General features: G+C 39.3%; 12 protein-coding genes and 1 tRNA gene. 11 read left to right on the top strand and 2 right to left on the bottom strand.

All coding sequences use genetic code 11. From position 1 onward, the window contains the following. Window positions 1–50: 50 nt before the first annotated feature. Window positions 51–1,511: an exodeoxyribonuclease VII large subunit gene (xseA, locus tag HV560_RS08555; protein ID WP_176812857.1), complete on the top strand. Its 1,461-nt coding sequence runs from the start codon at window positions 51–53 to the stop codon at window positions 1,509–1,511. A 299-nt stretch (window positions 1,512–1,810) separates the two neighbouring features. Next, window positions 1,811–1,896 (top strand) — tRNA-Leu (locus HV560_RS08550). Window positions 1,897–1,982: 86 nt separating this feature from the next. Here the strand turns inward: HV560_RS08550 and HV560_RS08545 are convergent. Next, window positions 1,983–2,840, bottom strand: a complete 858-nt coding sequence (locus HV560_RS08545; RefSeq protein WP_176812656.1) for an oxamate carbamoyltransferase subunit AllH family protein — start codon at window positions 2,838–2,840, stop codon at window positions 1,983–1,985. A 98-nt stretch (window positions 2,841–2,938) separates the two neighbouring features. On the opposite strand from HV560_RS08545, the gene allB reads away from it, so the two are divergent. Together allB and HV560_RS08535 are read left to right on the top strand one after the other, a co-directional pair. Continuing rightward, entirely contained in the window at window positions 2,939–4,345 is a 1,407-nt protein-coding gene (gene allB, locus HV560_RS08540) for an allantoinase AllB (RefSeq protein WP_176808674.1), read from the top strand. 95 nt (window positions 4,346–4,440) lie between these two features. Next, a complete protein-coding gene (locus HV560_RS08535; RefSeq protein WP_176812655.1) occupies window positions 4,441–5,769 on the top strand; it encodes an NCS1 family transporter in 1,329 nt (442 codons plus the stop codon). Window positions 5,770–5,871: 102 nt separating this feature from the next. Here the strand turns inward: HV560_RS08535 and HV560_RS08530 are convergent, their stop codons facing one another. Continuing rightward, window positions 5,872–6,726, bottom strand: a complete 855-nt coding sequence (locus HV560_RS08530; protein WP_176812654.1) for an alpha/beta hydrolase — start codon at window positions 6,724–6,726, stop codon at window positions 5,872–5,874. Between the two features lie 74 nt (window positions 6,727–6,800). On the opposite strand from HV560_RS08530, the gene allE reads away from it, so the two are divergent. From allE to HV560_RS08495, 7 genes are all read left to right on the top strand, one after another. Continuing rightward, the gene (gene allE, locus HV560_RS08525; protein WP_176810141.1) at window positions 6,801–7,586 is read left to right on the top strand and encodes a (S)-ureidoglycine aminohydrolase; all 786 of its coding nucleotides are present in this window, start codon (window positions 6,801–6,803) and stop codon (window positions 7,584–7,586) included. A 21-nt stretch (window positions 7,587–7,607) separates the two neighbouring features. After that, entirely contained in the window at window positions 7,608–8,660 is a 1,053-nt protein-coding gene (gene allD, locus HV560_RS08520; RefSeq protein WP_176808670.1) for an ureidoglycolate dehydrogenase, read from the top strand. Window positions 8,661–8,741: 81 nt separating this feature from the next. Continuing rightward, window positions 8,742–11,741, top strand: a complete 3,000-nt coding sequence (locus tag HV560_RS08515) for a bifunctional FdrA/YlbE family protein (protein ID WP_176812653.1) — start codon at window positions 8,742–8,744, stop codon at window positions 11,739–11,741. 95 nt (window positions 11,742–11,836) lie between these two features. After that, window positions 11,837–12,769 carry a carbamate kinase gene (arcC, locus tag HV560_RS08510; RefSeq protein ID WP_176812652.1) on the top strand — a complete coding sequence of 311 codons (933 nt, stop codon included), beginning with the start codon at window positions 11,837–11,839 and terminating at the stop codon, window positions 12,767–12,769. 61 nt (window positions 12,770–12,830) lie between these two features. Continuing rightward, entirely contained in the window at window positions 12,831–14,435 is a 1,605-nt protein-coding gene (locus tag HV560_RS08505; protein WP_176812651.1) for an L-lactate permease, read from the top strand. 9 nt (window positions 14,436–14,444) lie between these two features. After that, window positions 14,445–14,660, top strand: a complete 216-nt coding sequence (locus tag HV560_RS08500; protein ID WP_176812650.1) for a hypothetical protein — start codon at window positions 14,445–14,447, stop codon at window positions 14,658–14,660. A 41-nt stretch (window positions 14,661–14,701) separates the two neighbouring features. Then, window positions 14,702–15,937: a M20 family metallo-hydrolase gene (locus tag HV560_RS08495; RefSeq protein ID WP_176812649.1), complete on the top strand. Its 1,236-nt coding sequence runs from the start codon at window positions 14,702–14,704 to the stop codon at window positions 15,935–15,937. Window positions 15,938–15,998: the final 61 nt, after the last annotated feature.

Here is a 15,998-nt window from a genome sequence, read left to right as displayed (position 1 = left end):
TGATTTCTCGCTACACTAAACCAACCTTTCCTCATTTACTTGTGATGATTATGAGCAATATCTTAACTGTTACACAACTTAACTATTCTGTCCGAAATTTACTTGAAATGGAATTAAGCCAAGTTTGGCTAACAGGCGAAATTTCTAATTTTAGCCAGCCAGTATCTGGGCATTGGTATCTCACGCTAAAAGATGACAAGGCACAAGTTCGAGCGGCTATGTTTAAAATGAAAAATGTAAAAGTGAATTTTCGTCCGCAAAATGGTATGCAAGTTCTGGTTAGAGCAAGTGTCACACTCTATGAGCCAAGAGGTGATTACCAACTTATCATTGAAAATATGCAGCCAGCTGGAGAGGGTTTATTGCAACAGCAATTTGAACAGCTCAAAAACAAATTAGCAGCTCAAGGTCTATTTGCTCAAGAACATAAAAAGTACATTCCACAATGTGTAAAAAAAGTAGGGATAATTACTTCATCAACAGGTGCGGCATTGCAAGATATCCTACATATTTTACAACGCCGGGATCCGAGTTTGTTAGTCGTGATTTACCCTACCTTAGTGCAAGGTAAGGAAGCTGCTCAAGACATTGTAAATATGATTAAATTAGCAAATCAGCGTAATGAATGCGATGTGTTGATTGTTGGACGGGGCGGTGGTTCGTTAGAAGATTTATGGTGTTTTAATGAAGAAGAAGTGGCTTATGCGATTTATCATTCCAATATTCCAATTATTAGTGCGGTAGGACACGAAACTGATGTTACGATTGCCGATTTTGTTGCAGATTTAAGAGCGCCAACGCCTTCAGCAGCAGCGGAATTAGTTAGCCGTGATCAAAAAGAGCTACAACGCCAGCTACAGCATCAGCTTGATAAAGTAAGCTTAGCCTTTGACAGATGCTGGACTGCAAAAATGGCCCATTTCCAACAACTTCATCTACGTTTAAACGCTCAGCATCCAATTAAACTTATTGAAATACGACAACAAAAGTTTGATTATATGGAATACAGACTTGAGCAAGCGGTTTATAAATTACTTTCAGAGAAAATACAACAAATCAAAGATCTTGATTTGAGTTTGAAAAATCAACATCCCAAAAAGCAAATTGAGAGACAAAGCCTGCGATTAGCACAAATTCAACAAACACTTCACTGGCAGATAACACAGCAATTAAGTAAAAAACAGCAACAGTGGAAAACAGTCACTCAATGTTTGGAACGAAATCCACTACCTTATCAAATTAATCAGCAGCAAATGTTGTTGGCAAAATTTTCTCAACGCTTAAATTACACAATCGAAAAAATGATACTAAAAGAGAATCAGTATTTTCAGGAACTTTGTACAAAATTAGACGGACTAAGCCCATTAAAAATTCTAACCAGAGGTTACTCAATTACCCAAACAGAAGAGGGGAAAATGCTTGTTTCAAGCAATGATGTTAAGTATGGGGAAATGATCATCACACAACTAAAAACAGGAAAAATAAGAAGTCAAGTAGTGGGTTTTCTGTAGGGGAATTTTTGAACGCCTCTGATTTGAAAAATTAAATATATGAAAATCAGTAGGTTAAATGTTTATAAACAGGCTTTTTCACTTACTTATCCACAGAACGTGTGCATAACTATTTTTGTAAAGATGAATCGAATGCTGGTTTTTAAATCAACCGATTTTTAAGACGTTTTTAACACTTGCGAAAGCGGTCATATTTTTCTATAATTCGGCAGAAATTTAAACCAGAGCTAGAAAAATAGTGAATGGTTCTAATCTGTACTCTTTACATTAAGAGTAATCAAATCAAAAACACACTCTCAGCCTGAGTGACGAAATTGGTAGACGTAGCGGATTCAAAATCCGCCGGTGAATAACCATGTCGGTTCGAGTCCGACCTCAGGCACCATTTAACTAAAGTTAGCTCAACGAAGTTAAACAAAAAGATTTGAAAGCCTGTAAATTAACGTTTACAGGCTTTTTGCTATCTTGCAATTAACAATATTCGTTTTCATTCAATAGCAGAATATAACCATAATAAATACCAAAAAGCGTATCTATTCCTGAAGAATGTCCGATATTTTCAAATAGTTTACTGAGTTGTTCTATCTCTGCATTTTGTTTATTAATATTTTTAAAGAAAGCTAGCACAGGTAAAGAAAATTGTTGTTGTAATGCACATTCTAAAAATCGGCTACTGATGAGATTGGTGTTAGTCAAATTTTGTTTAATTTGCTGAGAGAGTCTTTGGTAAAAATGGGACTGTGTTGCATTAGAATGTTGGAGTGTTGCAAGCAAACCACAGAGAAAATCATCGCCACTTGGTGTAAGCCCTATTCCTAAGCCAATTAATTTACTCAACATATTACAGGCGTTTTCCTCATCATTCATATAATAAAAGTGTTTAGCTTTAATTAAATATTGCTTGAAAGCAGATAATATTAAGTCATCATTTTGCTTGTGAAAGAGTAGATTCAATCCTTTTTTATCTGACTGCTGTAAGATTTTTTTAGATAGTGAGGCATAACGGCTCAGTTGGTGGGTTAAAGAGGATGTACAAGCGGTCAATTTTGTACAAAAAGTTGTACAATCTTGATAATTAAAATGAAACGGATAAGTTCGATGAGGTTGTAATCTGAGTTGTTGAAATTGAGCGCGTGTTGTGATTAAGCTAATTGGCGATAGATGGCTTTCTTTAGGTTGTAGTGAGAAAAGTTGATTATTTATCAATAGGTTAATTGTGTTGTTGTAAATAGAATGAATGGTTGCTACACAGTTGCAACCTATAGACAGTTGAGCATATTGGCTGATTTTTAACAGGGAAATATGTATTGTTTGCTCTTTTTCAGTCATATTGTAAAATACCTATTGCTTTTTAATCGCTATTGATTAGTATAATGCTTCCTATTTTCCTTTCAAACCGTTAAAAGTCAATAAAAAGAAGGTTTATTATGTATGATTTAATTATTAAAAACGGTCAGTTAGTTACGCCTGATAGAATTTATTTTGCAACTATTGCGGTAAAGGAAGGCAAATTTGCTGGTTTTTTAGCACCAGAGGTCGAAGTTCAAGCAAAAGAAGTGGTTGATGCAAAAGGCAATTTGGTTTATCCAGGGATTATTGATTGCCACGCTCATCTAAACGAGCCAGGTTTTGATTACCGTGAAGACTTTGAAACAGGCTCCCGTGCTGCAGTGGCTGCAGGTTGTACAACCTTAATTGATATGCCACTTAATAATGATCCTTCTTTAATTAACAAAGACGTTTTTAAACTTAAACACGACAATGTGAGTAAGCATTCCTTTATTGATTTTGCTCTTTGGGGCGGAATTGTGGGTGATTATGATGATAGCCCGAACTCCATTAAAAGTAATTCCGCTGATCTTGTTGAGCTTGAAGCTTGTGGCGTAGCTGCTTTTAAAGGATTTACCTGCCCGAATGGGGATTTATTTCCAACGGTTAATTTAGGGAACGTACGTAAAGCGTTAGAAATCTTAAAGCCGTTTAATGCGTTATCGGGCTTTCACTGTGAAGAATATGGCCAAGTAAAAGAGCGTGTGAAAGAGGCGAAAGCGAAAACTGGCTTAACCAATCAAGAAAAAATCCGTGAATTTTTAGATGCTCACGATGTGTGGGTGGAATATGTGGCGACAAAAAATATTATTGATATGTCTCGAGCAACAGGTGGTCGTGTGCATATTTGCCACGTGACACACCCTATGGTGGCTCAGCTCGTTAAAGATGCCATTTATGAAGGTTTGCCAGTTTCCGGCGAAACTTGTCCACATTACTTAGGTTTTACCGAAGATTTTGTATTTGAAAAAGGGGGGCCTGCCAAATGTACGCCGCCGCTTCGTAAAAAAGAGGATATGGAAAAACTTTGGGATTATGTGATTGATGGTACGCTTTCTTGCGTGGGTAGCGATCACTCTCCAGCAGCCGATGAAGAAAAAAATAATGAAACTCACGATATTTGGGAGGCTTGGGGTGGTTTAAATGGTATTCAGTTTTTCCTGCCGATGATGTTTGATATGGTCGTGCATCAACGTAAACTCAGTCCAAGTTTAATTGCCAAAGTAATGGGTGTGAATCCAGCAAAACTATTTGGTTTATATGGTCGTAAAGGGGCGTTTGAAATTGGTTTTGATGCGGATATTGTGATTGTTGATCCAGAAAAACCGTGGAAAGTAGAACAAGAAAAACTCTTTACCAAGGGGCACGTTACCTGCTTCAACGGCTTAGAGGGCAAAGGTGCGGCAACGCATACTTTCATTCGTGGTCGTTTAGTTGCGGAAAACGGTATGTACAAACAAGATGCGATGGGCTATGGAGAGTTTATTCGCCCAGTCAAACGCTAGAATTTAAGTGCGGTCAATTTTTCAAAAATATCTGAAAAAATGACCGCACTTTTATTATCATAAAAATAAAACAATGTTATTACAGGAGAGACACAATGTCTGAAAATACCAACTTACAACCAATTCTGGCAAATAAGCGGATTATGGATTTACTTTCTTATCTCTTTCTTTGGCTAGGGGGCTGTGTATCTATTGGCACCTTTGCCCTCGGTTCAGGACAATTAGAGAAAGGGCTGAACTTAACCCAAGCTTTTGTTGCAATGCTAATTGGTTCATTGTTGTTGATTATTTGTTTATGTTTAAACGACCAAATGAGCTATAAAAGCGGTGTACCTTATGCGGTACAACTGAAAAGTGCATTCGGTACGAAGGGGGCTATTTTACCTGCAATGTTGCGTGGCTTGCCTGCGATTGTATGGTACGGCGTGCAAAGCTGGTTAGGCGGTTCGGCAATCAACCAAATTTCTATTTTATTAGTTGGTTATGACAATATCGTGCTTTACTTCTTGCTATTCCAAGCACTGCAAATTTGGATTTCTACCACTGGCTTCCACGGCTTGAAATGGTTGGAAAACATTGGTGCTGTAGTGATTATTGCCTCTCTTGCTTATATGTTTTACGTTTGTATGACCAAATTCGGTGGGCGTATTGAAGAAAACCTTATTAATAAAGAAGGTACATGGGGCTTGCCGTTTGTGAGTGCGATTGTGGCATTCTTTGGTGTGAATGTGTTGGTAATGCTGAACGTGGGTGACTATGTACGCGAATTAAAACCAGGCTATTCCACGACTAAACGTGGCGTGGTTTATTTTTTAGCAATGGTACCTGCTACTGTATTTATGGGTGTGATTGGTTTGATGATTTCATCTGCAACTGGTTTAGGCAATCCAATCAATGCGTTTGCACAAGCGGCGGATAACAAATTCTTAGTGGTTATTACGTTAGTATTTATCTTATTCGCTCAAATGACGACCAACCTGGCAAGTAACGTAGTGCCACCAGCCTATGCGTTAATGGATGCGTTCAAAATCAAACATAAAACTTCGGTAATCATCATCGGTTTAGTTGCGATTGCCACCTGTCCGTGGTTAATTACCTCAGATTCTTCATCAAGAGGTGTAGATATTTTCGTTTTAACCTACACCGTATTCTTTGGTCCGATTTTCTCCGTCTTATTGGTGGATTACTACATTCTCCATAAAGGCAAGATTAATGTTGCCGAGCTTTATGATGAAAATGGTAACCGCAAAGGCGTGAACTGGGCTGCAATCATTGCTATTTCTGTTGGGGCATTAATTGGTTTATTTAATGCGGATATATCATTCCTAACGGCTACCATTCCAACTGCCTTAGTTTATTACTTTGCGATGAAATATATGGCATCAAGTACACGTTTCAGAAAGGGCACAATTTTGGAAAAATAATAACAACCCCATACGAGGCGTATGGGGTTCAATAAGTTGAGCACACGCTGTGACTTTGTAAAATCCCAGAGGGACTTATTATGTAACCTAGCACTTCTTGTGCTAGGTGCTTTGAATAAATTTTATCGTCGCTTGAATCAATTCCTCTGTATCTTTCGATTGTTCATCTCGGTCGAAATCGTGTAATTCGGCGGCGATGACAAATTTGGTTGGGTTGAATTTTTCGCACAGGGCTTGAAACTCTGCAAACGGCACATCAGGGTCGTTTGTGGCGTGAGCAGCGAAAATCGGTAGATTTAATTCCGCCAAACGTAAGCTGTAATCGAGGTAGAAAAATTTATCTCTGCCTTGATAAATTAATGATTTCCACTTGCCAGTTTGGCGAGCGTAAACATAACAACTGAAATGTGTGTTTAAATCAGCCTCTTGGCTTGGAGTGGCTATTAGTGATTGAACGGTATTTTCAATGACTAATGGTAATTTTAAATAGTGTGGGCTTGGGCTATCAAACCAACCATCTTTCAAAAAGCCATAACCATAATAAGAGATAACACCTTGTGGCTTTTCAATTTCTATTTGCTGGCTAAGTCTGACAGCAGTCAGTAATGCAAGATAAGCTCCAGCAGAACGTCCGAATAAAAAATAAGGGAGTTCTAGGTGTAGCTGGTTCTGTAAATGTTTTATAGATTGTTGAATGGAGCTTATAATTTCCTCAATCTGAGCCTGTGGTGCAAGCGGGTAATTTATTGCAAAAATTTGCAAACCAGCTTGAGTAAATGTTTCAAGATGTCGTTGAGGCAAATCCTCTTTTGTACCATAAAGTAGGCCGCCGCCGTGTAGATAAATAAGATTCGCTTTAGGTGCGATATTATCATCTAGATAATGGGTTGCTTCAATTACAAGAGCTGTGTCTTGGACTTGAACCGTATTTAATGTGATTTGTGTTGCTTTTAGCATAATGAACCTCTATTTTTGTATTATTATAGTACAAAATAATTCAACTTAACTTATATAAAAAGAAGGAGAATATTATGGGATATTTGAATGGTCAAACAGGTTATCGACAAGGATTACTTGAAACACGTTCGGTAATTCGTAAGCATAATTTTGTGATTTTGGAAACAGATGGTTTAGTGAGAAATAGTATTCCAAATTACCATAACTGCGATATTAGTATTTTATCCTCTCCTGCACTCGGTGCATCTTTTGTTGATTATATTGCTACAGTTCACCCGAATGGTGGCTGCACACAATTAGGTGGTAACGGTATTGAGGTTTTTGTTTATTTGATTAGCGGGCAGCTCGCTGTTAAAAATGGTGATACTGATGTGGTTCTAGAAAGCGGTGGTTATATCTTTTCGCCTGCCGATCAAGTGCTGAGTTTTATCAATAAATCGGAACACGCTACTAAAATCTATATTCACCGTCGCCGTTATACCGCGTTAGAAGGTCACCAGGCAATCACTTATGTAGGTAATGTGAATGAAATCGACTATGTTGAATATGAAGGAATGAAAACCTGTTTAATTAAAGATTTACTTCCTTCTGCAACTGATTTTGGCTTTGATATGAATATGCACATTTTGTTATTTAAGCCTGGTGCGTCGCATGGTTATATTGAAACGCACTTCCAAGAACACGGAATGCTGTTTCTTTCAGGTAAAGGAATGTACCGTTTAGATGATGAATGGATTCCTGTGAAAAAAGATGATTATGTTTTTATGGATTCCTACTGCCCACAAGCCTGTTATGCGGTAGGTGATGAGGATTTTGTCTATATCTACTCGAAAGAGTGTAACCGTGATGTAGAACTTTAATTTAACGTTGAGGAATTGACAATGAAACTATCAAGAGAAGAATTAAAAGGCTTAATGAAAGCTAAATTAATGAAAGCGGGTTTAAACGATCAGCACGCAGATATTACAGCAGAAATTCTGACGTGGTCTGATGAACGTGGCTACCACTCTCACGGTGCCGTTCGTATGGAGTATTATTGCGAGCGTATTTTTAAAGGTGGCATCACACATAATCCTAAATTTGAATGGAAAGAAACAGGGCCTGCCTCAGCGATTTTTGAAGGCGATAACGGCTGTGGTTATGTCGCTGCAACCTTTGCGATGGAAAAAGCGATTGAAATGGCGAAAAAATCGGGCATTGCAATTGTAGGTATCCGTAACATTTCTCATAGTGGTGCGATAGGATATTACACAGAAATGGCAGCGAAAGAAGGCTTGTTATCTATTTCATTTTGTCAATCAGATCCTATGGCGGTGCCTTATGGCGGTTCTGAACCTTATTACGGCACAAACCCAATTTCTTTTGCAGCACCTGCAGATGAAGGCAGAAATGTCGTGTTTGATATGGCAACGACCGTTCAAGCTTGGGGTAAAATTTTAGATAAGCGTTCTCGTGGCGAATCTATTCCACCAGATTGGGCAGTTGATGTTGATGGCAATCCTGTAACCGATCCGAACAAAGTGAATGCTCTAGTACCAATTTCTGGAGCGAAAGGTTATGGTTTAATGATGATGGTAGATATTTTCTCAGGTATTTTATTAGGGGTACCATTTGGCAAACACGTTTCTTCAATGTACCACGATTTATCGGAAGGTCGTCGTTTAGGTCAAATGCATATTGTGATTGATCCTGCTCGTTTCTGTGGTGCAGAACAATTCCGTGAAAATATGGCACAATCAATTAATGAGCTAAATGAAATGTCTCCAGCACCAGGTAACGATAAGGTGTATTACCCAGGGCAACGTGCTGAAATGCGTCGTGATAAATACGCTGCAACAGGTGGTATTGAAATTGTGGATAAAGTCTATGAATACTTAATCAGTGACGATATTCATTTTGACCGCTACGATCATAAAAACCGTTTTGCGGACTAATCTTATCATATAGCCATAGTGTGGCTGAATTCAAAGAACCCTATACAGCTTGTATAGGGTTATAAAATTAGGAAGAATAATATGTTAAAAACAGTAGTAAAAAAAGGCAGCTACCAAGACTCGGTAGTGTTAATGTTGCTCACTAATGCCATTTCAGGCTTAGAGGGGGTAAATAAAGTATCTGTAATGATGGCAACCCCAGCCAACAAAGATATTTTTGCTCAAAGTGGTTTAGACACCGCGGAATTATTAGAAGCGACTGCCAACGATATGGTAGTAGTCGCAGATGTTGATCAAGAAGATGTGATCAATGTGGTAATGGAAAAAGTTGAAGCATTTTTAAAACAGAAATCTCAAGCAAGCTCGGCTCAAAGCGGTACGGAAGTGGTAAAATCTTGGAATAAAGCGACCGCTTCTCTGCCAGATGCAAACTTGGCAGTGATTTCAATTCCTGGTGCTTATGCTGCATTGGAAGCGAACCGTGCGTTAGATGAGGGATTAAACGTTTTTATGTTCAGCGATAACGTAAGTGTGGAAGATGAGAAAGCGTTAAAAGAAAAAGCTCATAGCAAAGGTTTAGTGGTAATGGGGCCAGATTGTGGAACAGGGATTATCCAAGGTGTGCCGATTGCATTTACTAACAGCGTAACGCCAGGTTCAATCGGTATTATTGGTGCGTCTGGTACGGGTATCCAAGAATTAACTACGATTATCGACCGCTTAGGCGAAGGCGTGGAAAATGCGATTGGTACGGGGGGGCGTGATTTATACGAAGACATCGGTGGTATCACAATGTTAGATGCCATTGAAGCGATGGAACAAAACGACAAAGTGAAAGTGCTGATCGTGATCTCCAAACCACCAGCAAAAGCGGTACGTGAGAAAATCTCTGCTCGCTTAAGCCGTTATAGCAAGCCTGTTATTACCTTATTTTTGGGCGAAAAACCAACATTCCACGAAGAAGATTTCTATCACGCTTACACCCTAGATGAAGCGGCTCGTTTAGCGGTGGCATTAGTGCGTCAAGAGCCAATTCCAACATTTGCAAAAAATTCGACAAATTCGACCGCTTGCGGTAAAACCTTAAAAGCCTACTATTCAGGCGGCACACTGGCTGGCGAAGCGGCAATGTTGCTGAAAGATGCGTTACGCATTGAAGGCAGCAGCTCGAAAGCCGATGGGTTTATGTTCAAACAAGATGGACACATCGTGGTGGATTTAGGCGATGATATTTATACTCAAGGCAAACCGCACCCGATGATTGACCCCGCCAAGCGTATTGAATCTATGCGTGATGCGGTTGATGATGCGACTACTGGCGTGATTTTATTCGACATTGTGTTAGGCTACGGCTCGCACGAAGATATGGCAACAGCCTTAATTCCGACCATTCAAGAACTGCAACAAAAAGCCAAAGCTCAAAGCCGTGATGTTGCTTTTGTGGCAACCGTATGCGGTACTCGCAGCGATTACCAAGGCTATGATGAAACCGTGCGTAAATTGGTAGAAGCAGGCGTTGAAGTATGCGAAACCAATAAAGCTGCAGTAGAAAAATCATTAGATTTATTAGGTTTACCATTTGATGAGCCAACCAAACCAATCCAGCCGAAAACCGTAGTGCAAGGCGAAAATAGCCCAGCTTCTGAGCAGTTATTACGCTTATTATCTGAAAAACCTAAAATCATTAATATTGGTTTAAAAAGTTTTGCAGATGTAGCAGAAAAATTTGGCTGCCAAGTAGTGCAATTTAACTGGCAACCTCCAGCAGGTGGTAATATTCAGTTGATCAAAGCACTGAATTTCTTAAACGAATATGAAGCGGTGGATATTGATGAGGCAAATCGTAAAGTGATTGCTAAGGTTGTGGCAGCCACACCAATTATTCGTGATAACGTGTTGGCAAAAACGGTGATCAAAGAGCTAAATGACGGCAAAGTGATCTTACACGCTGGTCCACCAATTCAATACAAAGATATGCCGAACACGGTGCAAGGTTCTTGCGTTGGGGCAGTATTATTTGAAAAATGGGCGACAGATGAAGCCTCGGCTCGTGCTTTATTAGAAAACGGCGACATTACATTTATGCCGTGCCACCATGTGAATGCGGTGGGTCCGATGGGCGGAATCACGACAGCAAATATGCCTGTTTGGGTAGTAGAAAATGCTACAGATGGCAATTTCGCTTACTGTACAATGAATGAAGGTATCGGTAAGGTATTGCGTTTTGGTGCGTATTCAGATGAAGTGGTGAAACGTTTAGAATGGATGCGTGATGTATTAGGTCCAACACTTGGCAAGGCAATCCGTTCAATGGAAAACGGTTTGGCAGTCAATCCACTGGTGGCGAAAGCGATTGCGATGGGGGATGAGTTCCACCAAAGAAATATTGCAGCCTCAATGTCTTTCTTCAAAGAAGTGGCTCCTCGCATTACTGCAATGAGTGATTTGGCAGAAAATGATAAATACGATGTGATTAAATTTTTAGCGGATACCGATCAATTCTTCTTAAACATTATGATGGCAAGCTGTAAAGCGATTATGGACGGGGCGAGAACTATTACAGAGGGTACGGTTGTGACTGCAATGTGTCGCAATGGGGTGCATTTTGGTATTCGTATTGCGGGTATGGGCGATGAATGGTTTGTAGGTCCAGTAAATACACCACAAGGCTTGTATTTTACTGGCTATGACGGCGAAGATGCTTGCCCTGACATTGGCGACTCAGCAATTACCGAAACCCTTGGTGTAGGTGGCTTAGCGATGATTGCAGCACCAGCGGTAACTCGTTTTGTGGGAGCAGGTGGTTATGAAGATGCTCTTCGCACCAGTAATGATATGATGGAAATTTGTATCGACCGTAACCCGAACTATGTGGTGCCAAACTGGAATTTCCAAGGCGCTTGCTTAGGTGTTGATGCTTGTTTAGTGGTAGAAAAAGGCATTACGCCAGTTATCAATACGGGTATCGCTCATAAAGTGGCAGGTTTTGGGCAGATTGGTGCTGGTACCGTTCGCCCACCGCTTGCCTGCTTTGAAAAAGCCGTGCTTGCGTATGCGAGAAAGTTAGGGTTTAACGAGTAAAATACTGCATTAACCTAGCCACGGCGTGGTTGAGATAATAGAACCCCATACGACTCGTATGGGGTTGTAGTTCGGATAATTTTTAAGGATAGATAATGTCAAAACAAACCATCGTTTTAGCTTTGGGCGGCAATGCTCTTGGCAATAATTTAACAGAACAGCGTGAGGCGGTTGCAAAAACAGCGAAAGTGATTGTGGATATTTTGCAACAAGGTAAAAATATCGTTATTACTCACGGGAATGGACCGCAAGTGGGAATTATCCAACGAGCAATGGACGATTTTGCTAAAACTTCAGGCGATGAAATTCCATTACCAACTTGTGTAGCAATGAGTCAGAGCTATATCGGCATTGACTTGCAAAATGCGATTAAATATGAACTGGTTGCTCGTGGCATTCAGAATAAAGTGAGTACAATTTTATCGCAAATTGCAGTTGATCCGAAAGATCCTGCATTCCAAAATCCAGATAAGCCGATTGGTAGATTCTTAACTAAAGAAGAAGCCGAAGAATTAGAGACAAAAGGTATTTGTACAATGGAAGATGCAGGACGTGGTTATCGTATTGTTGTGCCTTCTCCTAAACCACTACGGATTTGTGAATTAGAAACGATTAAAACGCTAGTAGAAGCAGGGCATATTGTTATTGCGTGTGGCGGTGGTGGTATTCCTGTTATTGATGATGAGCAAGGGCGTTTAGTCTGTGTAGATGCGGTTATTGATAAAGATAATGCCAGTTCGTTATTAGCTGAAAAGCTCAATGCAGACTATTTAGTTATCTTAACAGCAGTAGAAAAGGTTGCCATTAACTGGGGTAAGCCTAACCAAGAGTGGCTTTCTGAATTAAGCACAGAACAGGCTCGCCAATATATTGCCGAAGAGCAATTTGCAAAAGGATCAATGCTGCCTAAAGTAGAGGCTGCGTTAAAATTTGCAGAAAGTGGTGAAGCACGTAGAGCATTAATCACCTTGCTAGATAAGGCTGCAGAAGGCATTGCAGGCGAAACAGGTACGGTAATTTATTCGTAAAATATCTAGCACAAGCGGTCATTTTTCTTCATTTTTTTTCAATTAGGTTATTTAAACGAAAATGGATATTCCAGTTAATTTTTTTATGTGGTTTATGGCGTCATTGCCGATTATCACCTTAGTTATTTTAATGGTTAAATTCCAATGGGGGGCGACTGAAGCTGCTCCTGTTGGATTATTAATTACCATTATTTCAGGCATTTTTTTATACAAAGCAGATATTACATTAATTGCAATTGAATCAGCAAAAGGGATTTGGTATGCATTAATTATTTTGTTAATTGTTTGGACTGCGGTATTAATGTATCAAGTCAGTGACGCTGCAAAAGCCTTTTTAGTCATTCGTTCGGAAATGAGTAAATTATTCCCGAACGAATTATTACTGGTATTGGCAATGGGCTGGATTTTTGAAAGTTTCTTACAAGGTATTACTGGCTTTGGTGTGCCAGTAGCAGTGGGCGCCCCGCTTTTAATTGGCATTGGGGTTCGCCCATTATGGGCAGTTGTTTTGCCATTGTTAGGTCAGGCTTGGGGAAATACTTTTGGTACATTAGCGGCTGCTTGGGATGCTTTAGCAGGCTCAGCTGGGCTTGAAATTGGTAATGAAAAATACTTTTTAACAGCACTTTGGTCTTCTGCATTCTTATGGTTTTGGATTGTCATTACAGGCTTAGCGATTGCGTGGTTTTATGGTAGAGGCAAAGCAGTTAAAAAAGGCTTAGTTGCAACCTTAATTATTGCGACTATTCAAGGCGGTGGTGAATTATTACTTAGCCAGGTAAATACAACAATTTCAGCGTTTATTCCTGCTTGTTTGTCAATTTTAGCGATTGTGCTTATCAGCAAAATGAGTATGTATAAAGAAGTTTGGTGTGTGGAAGAGAGTCCAATTATGGATAGAACTAAAACCACCGAAACGGAAGAAGCATTGCCGAATATGAATTTGTTACAAGCCTTTATTCCTTATATTGTGCTTTCAGTGATGACGCTTGCAATTCTTGTCATTACGCCAATCAACCAATTCTTATCGCAATTTAAGTTCGGCTTTGCATTCCCTGAAACGATAACAGGCTATGGCTTTTTGAATAAGGCTTATACCTCTTATTCGCCTATTGCCATTTTTACTCACGCAAGTATGTTCTTATTTATCTCTTCAATTATTGGCTTGATTTATTACCAACGCAAAGGCTGGATTGCAAAAGGAGAATCAAAAACGATTTTTGCTAAATCTATTTCAATGACAACGCCGTCTGGTATTGCAGTAGTAGGGCTTGTGATTATGTCGAAAATTATGGGGGGGACAGGGCAAACCGCCGTATTGGCTGAAGGAATGGCTGCGGTATTAGGTAAAACGTATGTGATTTTATCACCATTTATTGGTTTGTTAGGTACTTTTATGACGGGGAGCAATATGAGCTCTAATATTTTATTTGGTGACTTTCAAATGACGACCTCCAAACTCCTGAATGCGAATTCAGCTGCTGTGCTTGGAGCCCAAACTGCGGGTGGCGCTATTGGCAGTGCAATTAGCCCAAGTAAGATAATTTTAGGTACGACAACGGCTAATATTTTAGGTAAAGAAGGCGATGTGTTAAAAACAATTATTTGGATAACGTTACTTCCTATTTTATTAATTGGCGTTGTGGCTTATTTTGCTTCACTTTAGGAGGAGTTTATGACAGTAAAATCTACATTAGAAAGTAGTTTTTTTAAAACTAAAGCAGGCAAAATGACTCTTGCTTTCATTGTGATTATGTTAGCGTTTGCATTGATTATGCTTGGCATTTATCAAGTGAATAATGTCTTTATTCATATAGGATTTGTGCTAATGTTGCTGGCAATGTTATATTCGCCAGTTGATGTATTTATTCTAAATCGTAAGAAAAATTAACGTATGGCGAAATATTTTCGTTTATAAAAAGGAATAAAAAAATGGAACGAATTACTCAGCGTATTACGCAAAATTTAGAAACTTTAAAACAATTTACCGCGACACCAGGTAATGGTTGTACACGTTTACCGTTCTCACCAGAGGCGAGAAGTGCGGTAAATTATTTAAGAGATTTAATCGTGGAAGTTGGTCTTCGTGTGAAAGAAGATGAAGCTGGAAATATTTTCGGTATTTTAGAAGGCGAAGAGCCCAATTTACCCTGTGTGATGTCTGGTTCTCACTATGACAGTGTGCTTCATGGTGGCGATTATGATGGTATCGCAGGCGTGATTACGGCACTGGAAACGGCTCGTTTATTGAAAGAAAGCGGAAAAAAATTTAAACGTAGCTTTGTCGTTGCAGGCTTTAATGACGAAGAAGGTATGCGTTTTGGCACAGGTTATTTTGGATCGGGTGCAATGTTAGGGCTTCGTGATGCAGAGTATTGCAAAAAATTCTTAGATAAAGATGGCATTTCCATTTATGAAGCAATGCGTAATTATGGTTTAGATCCAGAAAAAGTTCAAAATGCAAAATGGGAAGAGGGCTCAATTGGCCACTTTATTGAAACCCATATTGAGCAAGGACCGGTGTTAGAAAATCAAGGGCTTGAAATTGGTTTAGTAACGGGTATTGTTGGCTTACATCGTCATATGTTTACGGTTCATGGGCGAGCAGATCATGCAGGCACAACCCCAATGGATATGCGTTTAGATGCCGTTGATGTGGCAACTAAAGTGATTGCTAAAATTGCAGACTGGGCAAGAGAGAAAAATGATGGCACTGTAGCGACGGTTGGCTATATGAATGTTCTACCTGGTGGGATTAACATTGTGGCAGAAAAAGTGATCTTTAGTGTTGATATTCGTTCTTTAAATATGGCAAATATTGAAGATATTACGGCAAAAATTGATGCAGCATTAGCGGAGGAAACTAAAAAAATTGGTTCGAGATTTGATAAAGAGACAAAATTGGTTATTCAACCCGTTAAGCTATCTGAAAAAATGTTAAACATTTTAGAAGAGGCTACTAAAGCTCACCAATTCAGCTATAAACGTTTGCCAAGTGGAGCAGGACACGATTCATTAGAAATTGGGCAAAAAATTCCAACTGTGATGATCTTTGTTCCAAGTAAAGAGGGGCGGAGCCATACTCCAGTAGAGTTTACTGAGTATCACTATTTCTCAAAAGCAGCGGTATTACAACAAGAATTAGTTGAGCAATTATTAGACGAATAATATTCAAATGAGGGGATTTGCAAAGTTTTTTTAAAATTTGACCGCTTGTAAATTGCCTATA

Origin of the sequence: Mannheimia pernigra (genome assembly GCF_013377995.1) — a bacterium.
GTDB lineage: Bacteria > Pseudomonadota > Gammaproteobacteria > Enterobacterales > Pasteurellaceae > Mannheimia > Mannheimia pernigra.
This window is presented reverse-complemented; position numbering and strand designations above follow the sequence as displayed.

Bases quoted from the DNA above. Each gene is read 5' to 3' on its own strand.
- xseA (WP_176812857.1), top strand. From the start codon at position 51: ATGAGCAATATCTTAACTGTTACACAACTTAACTATTCTGTCCGAAAT.
- allE (WP_176810141.1), top strand. From the start codon at position 6,801: ATGGGATATTTGAATGGTCAAACAGGTTATCGACAAGGATTACTTGAA.
- HV560_RS08545 (WP_176812656.1), bottom strand. From the start codon at position 2,840: ATGACTGAAAAAGAGCAAACAATACATATTTCCCTGTTAAAAATCAGC.
- HV560_RS08535 (WP_176812655.1), top strand. From the start codon at position 4,441: ATGTCTGAAAATACCAACTTACAACCAATTCTGGCAAATAAGCGGATT.
- HV560_RS08530 (WP_176812654.1), bottom strand. From the start codon at position 6,726: ATGCTAAAAGCAACACAAATCACATTAAATACGGTTCAAGTCCAAGAC.
- allB (WP_176808674.1), top strand. From the start codon at position 2,939: ATGTATGATTTAATTATTAAAAACGGTCAGTTAGTTACGCCTGATAGA.
- HV560_RS08505 (WP_176812651.1), top strand. From the start codon at position 12,831: ATGGATATTCCAGTTAATTTTTTTATGTGGTTTATGGCGTCATTGCCG.
- allD (WP_176808670.1), top strand. From the start codon at position 7,608: ATGAAACTATCAAGAGAAGAATTAAAAGGCTTAATGAAAGCTAAATTA.
- HV560_RS08500 (WP_176812650.1), top strand. From the start codon at position 14,445: ATGACAGTAAAATCTACATTAGAAAGTAGTTTTTTTAAAACTAAAGCA.
- HV560_RS08495 (WP_176812649.1), top strand. From the start codon at position 14,702: ATGGAACGAATTACTCAGCGTATTACGCAAAATTTAGAAACTTTAAAA.
- HV560_RS08515 (WP_176812653.1), top strand. From the start codon at position 8,742: ATGTTAAAAACAGTAGTAAAAAAAGGCAGCTACCAAGACTCGGTAGTG.
- arcC (WP_176812652.1), top strand. From the start codon at position 11,837: ATGTCAAAACAAACCATCGTTTTAGCTTTGGGCGGCAATGCTCTTGGC.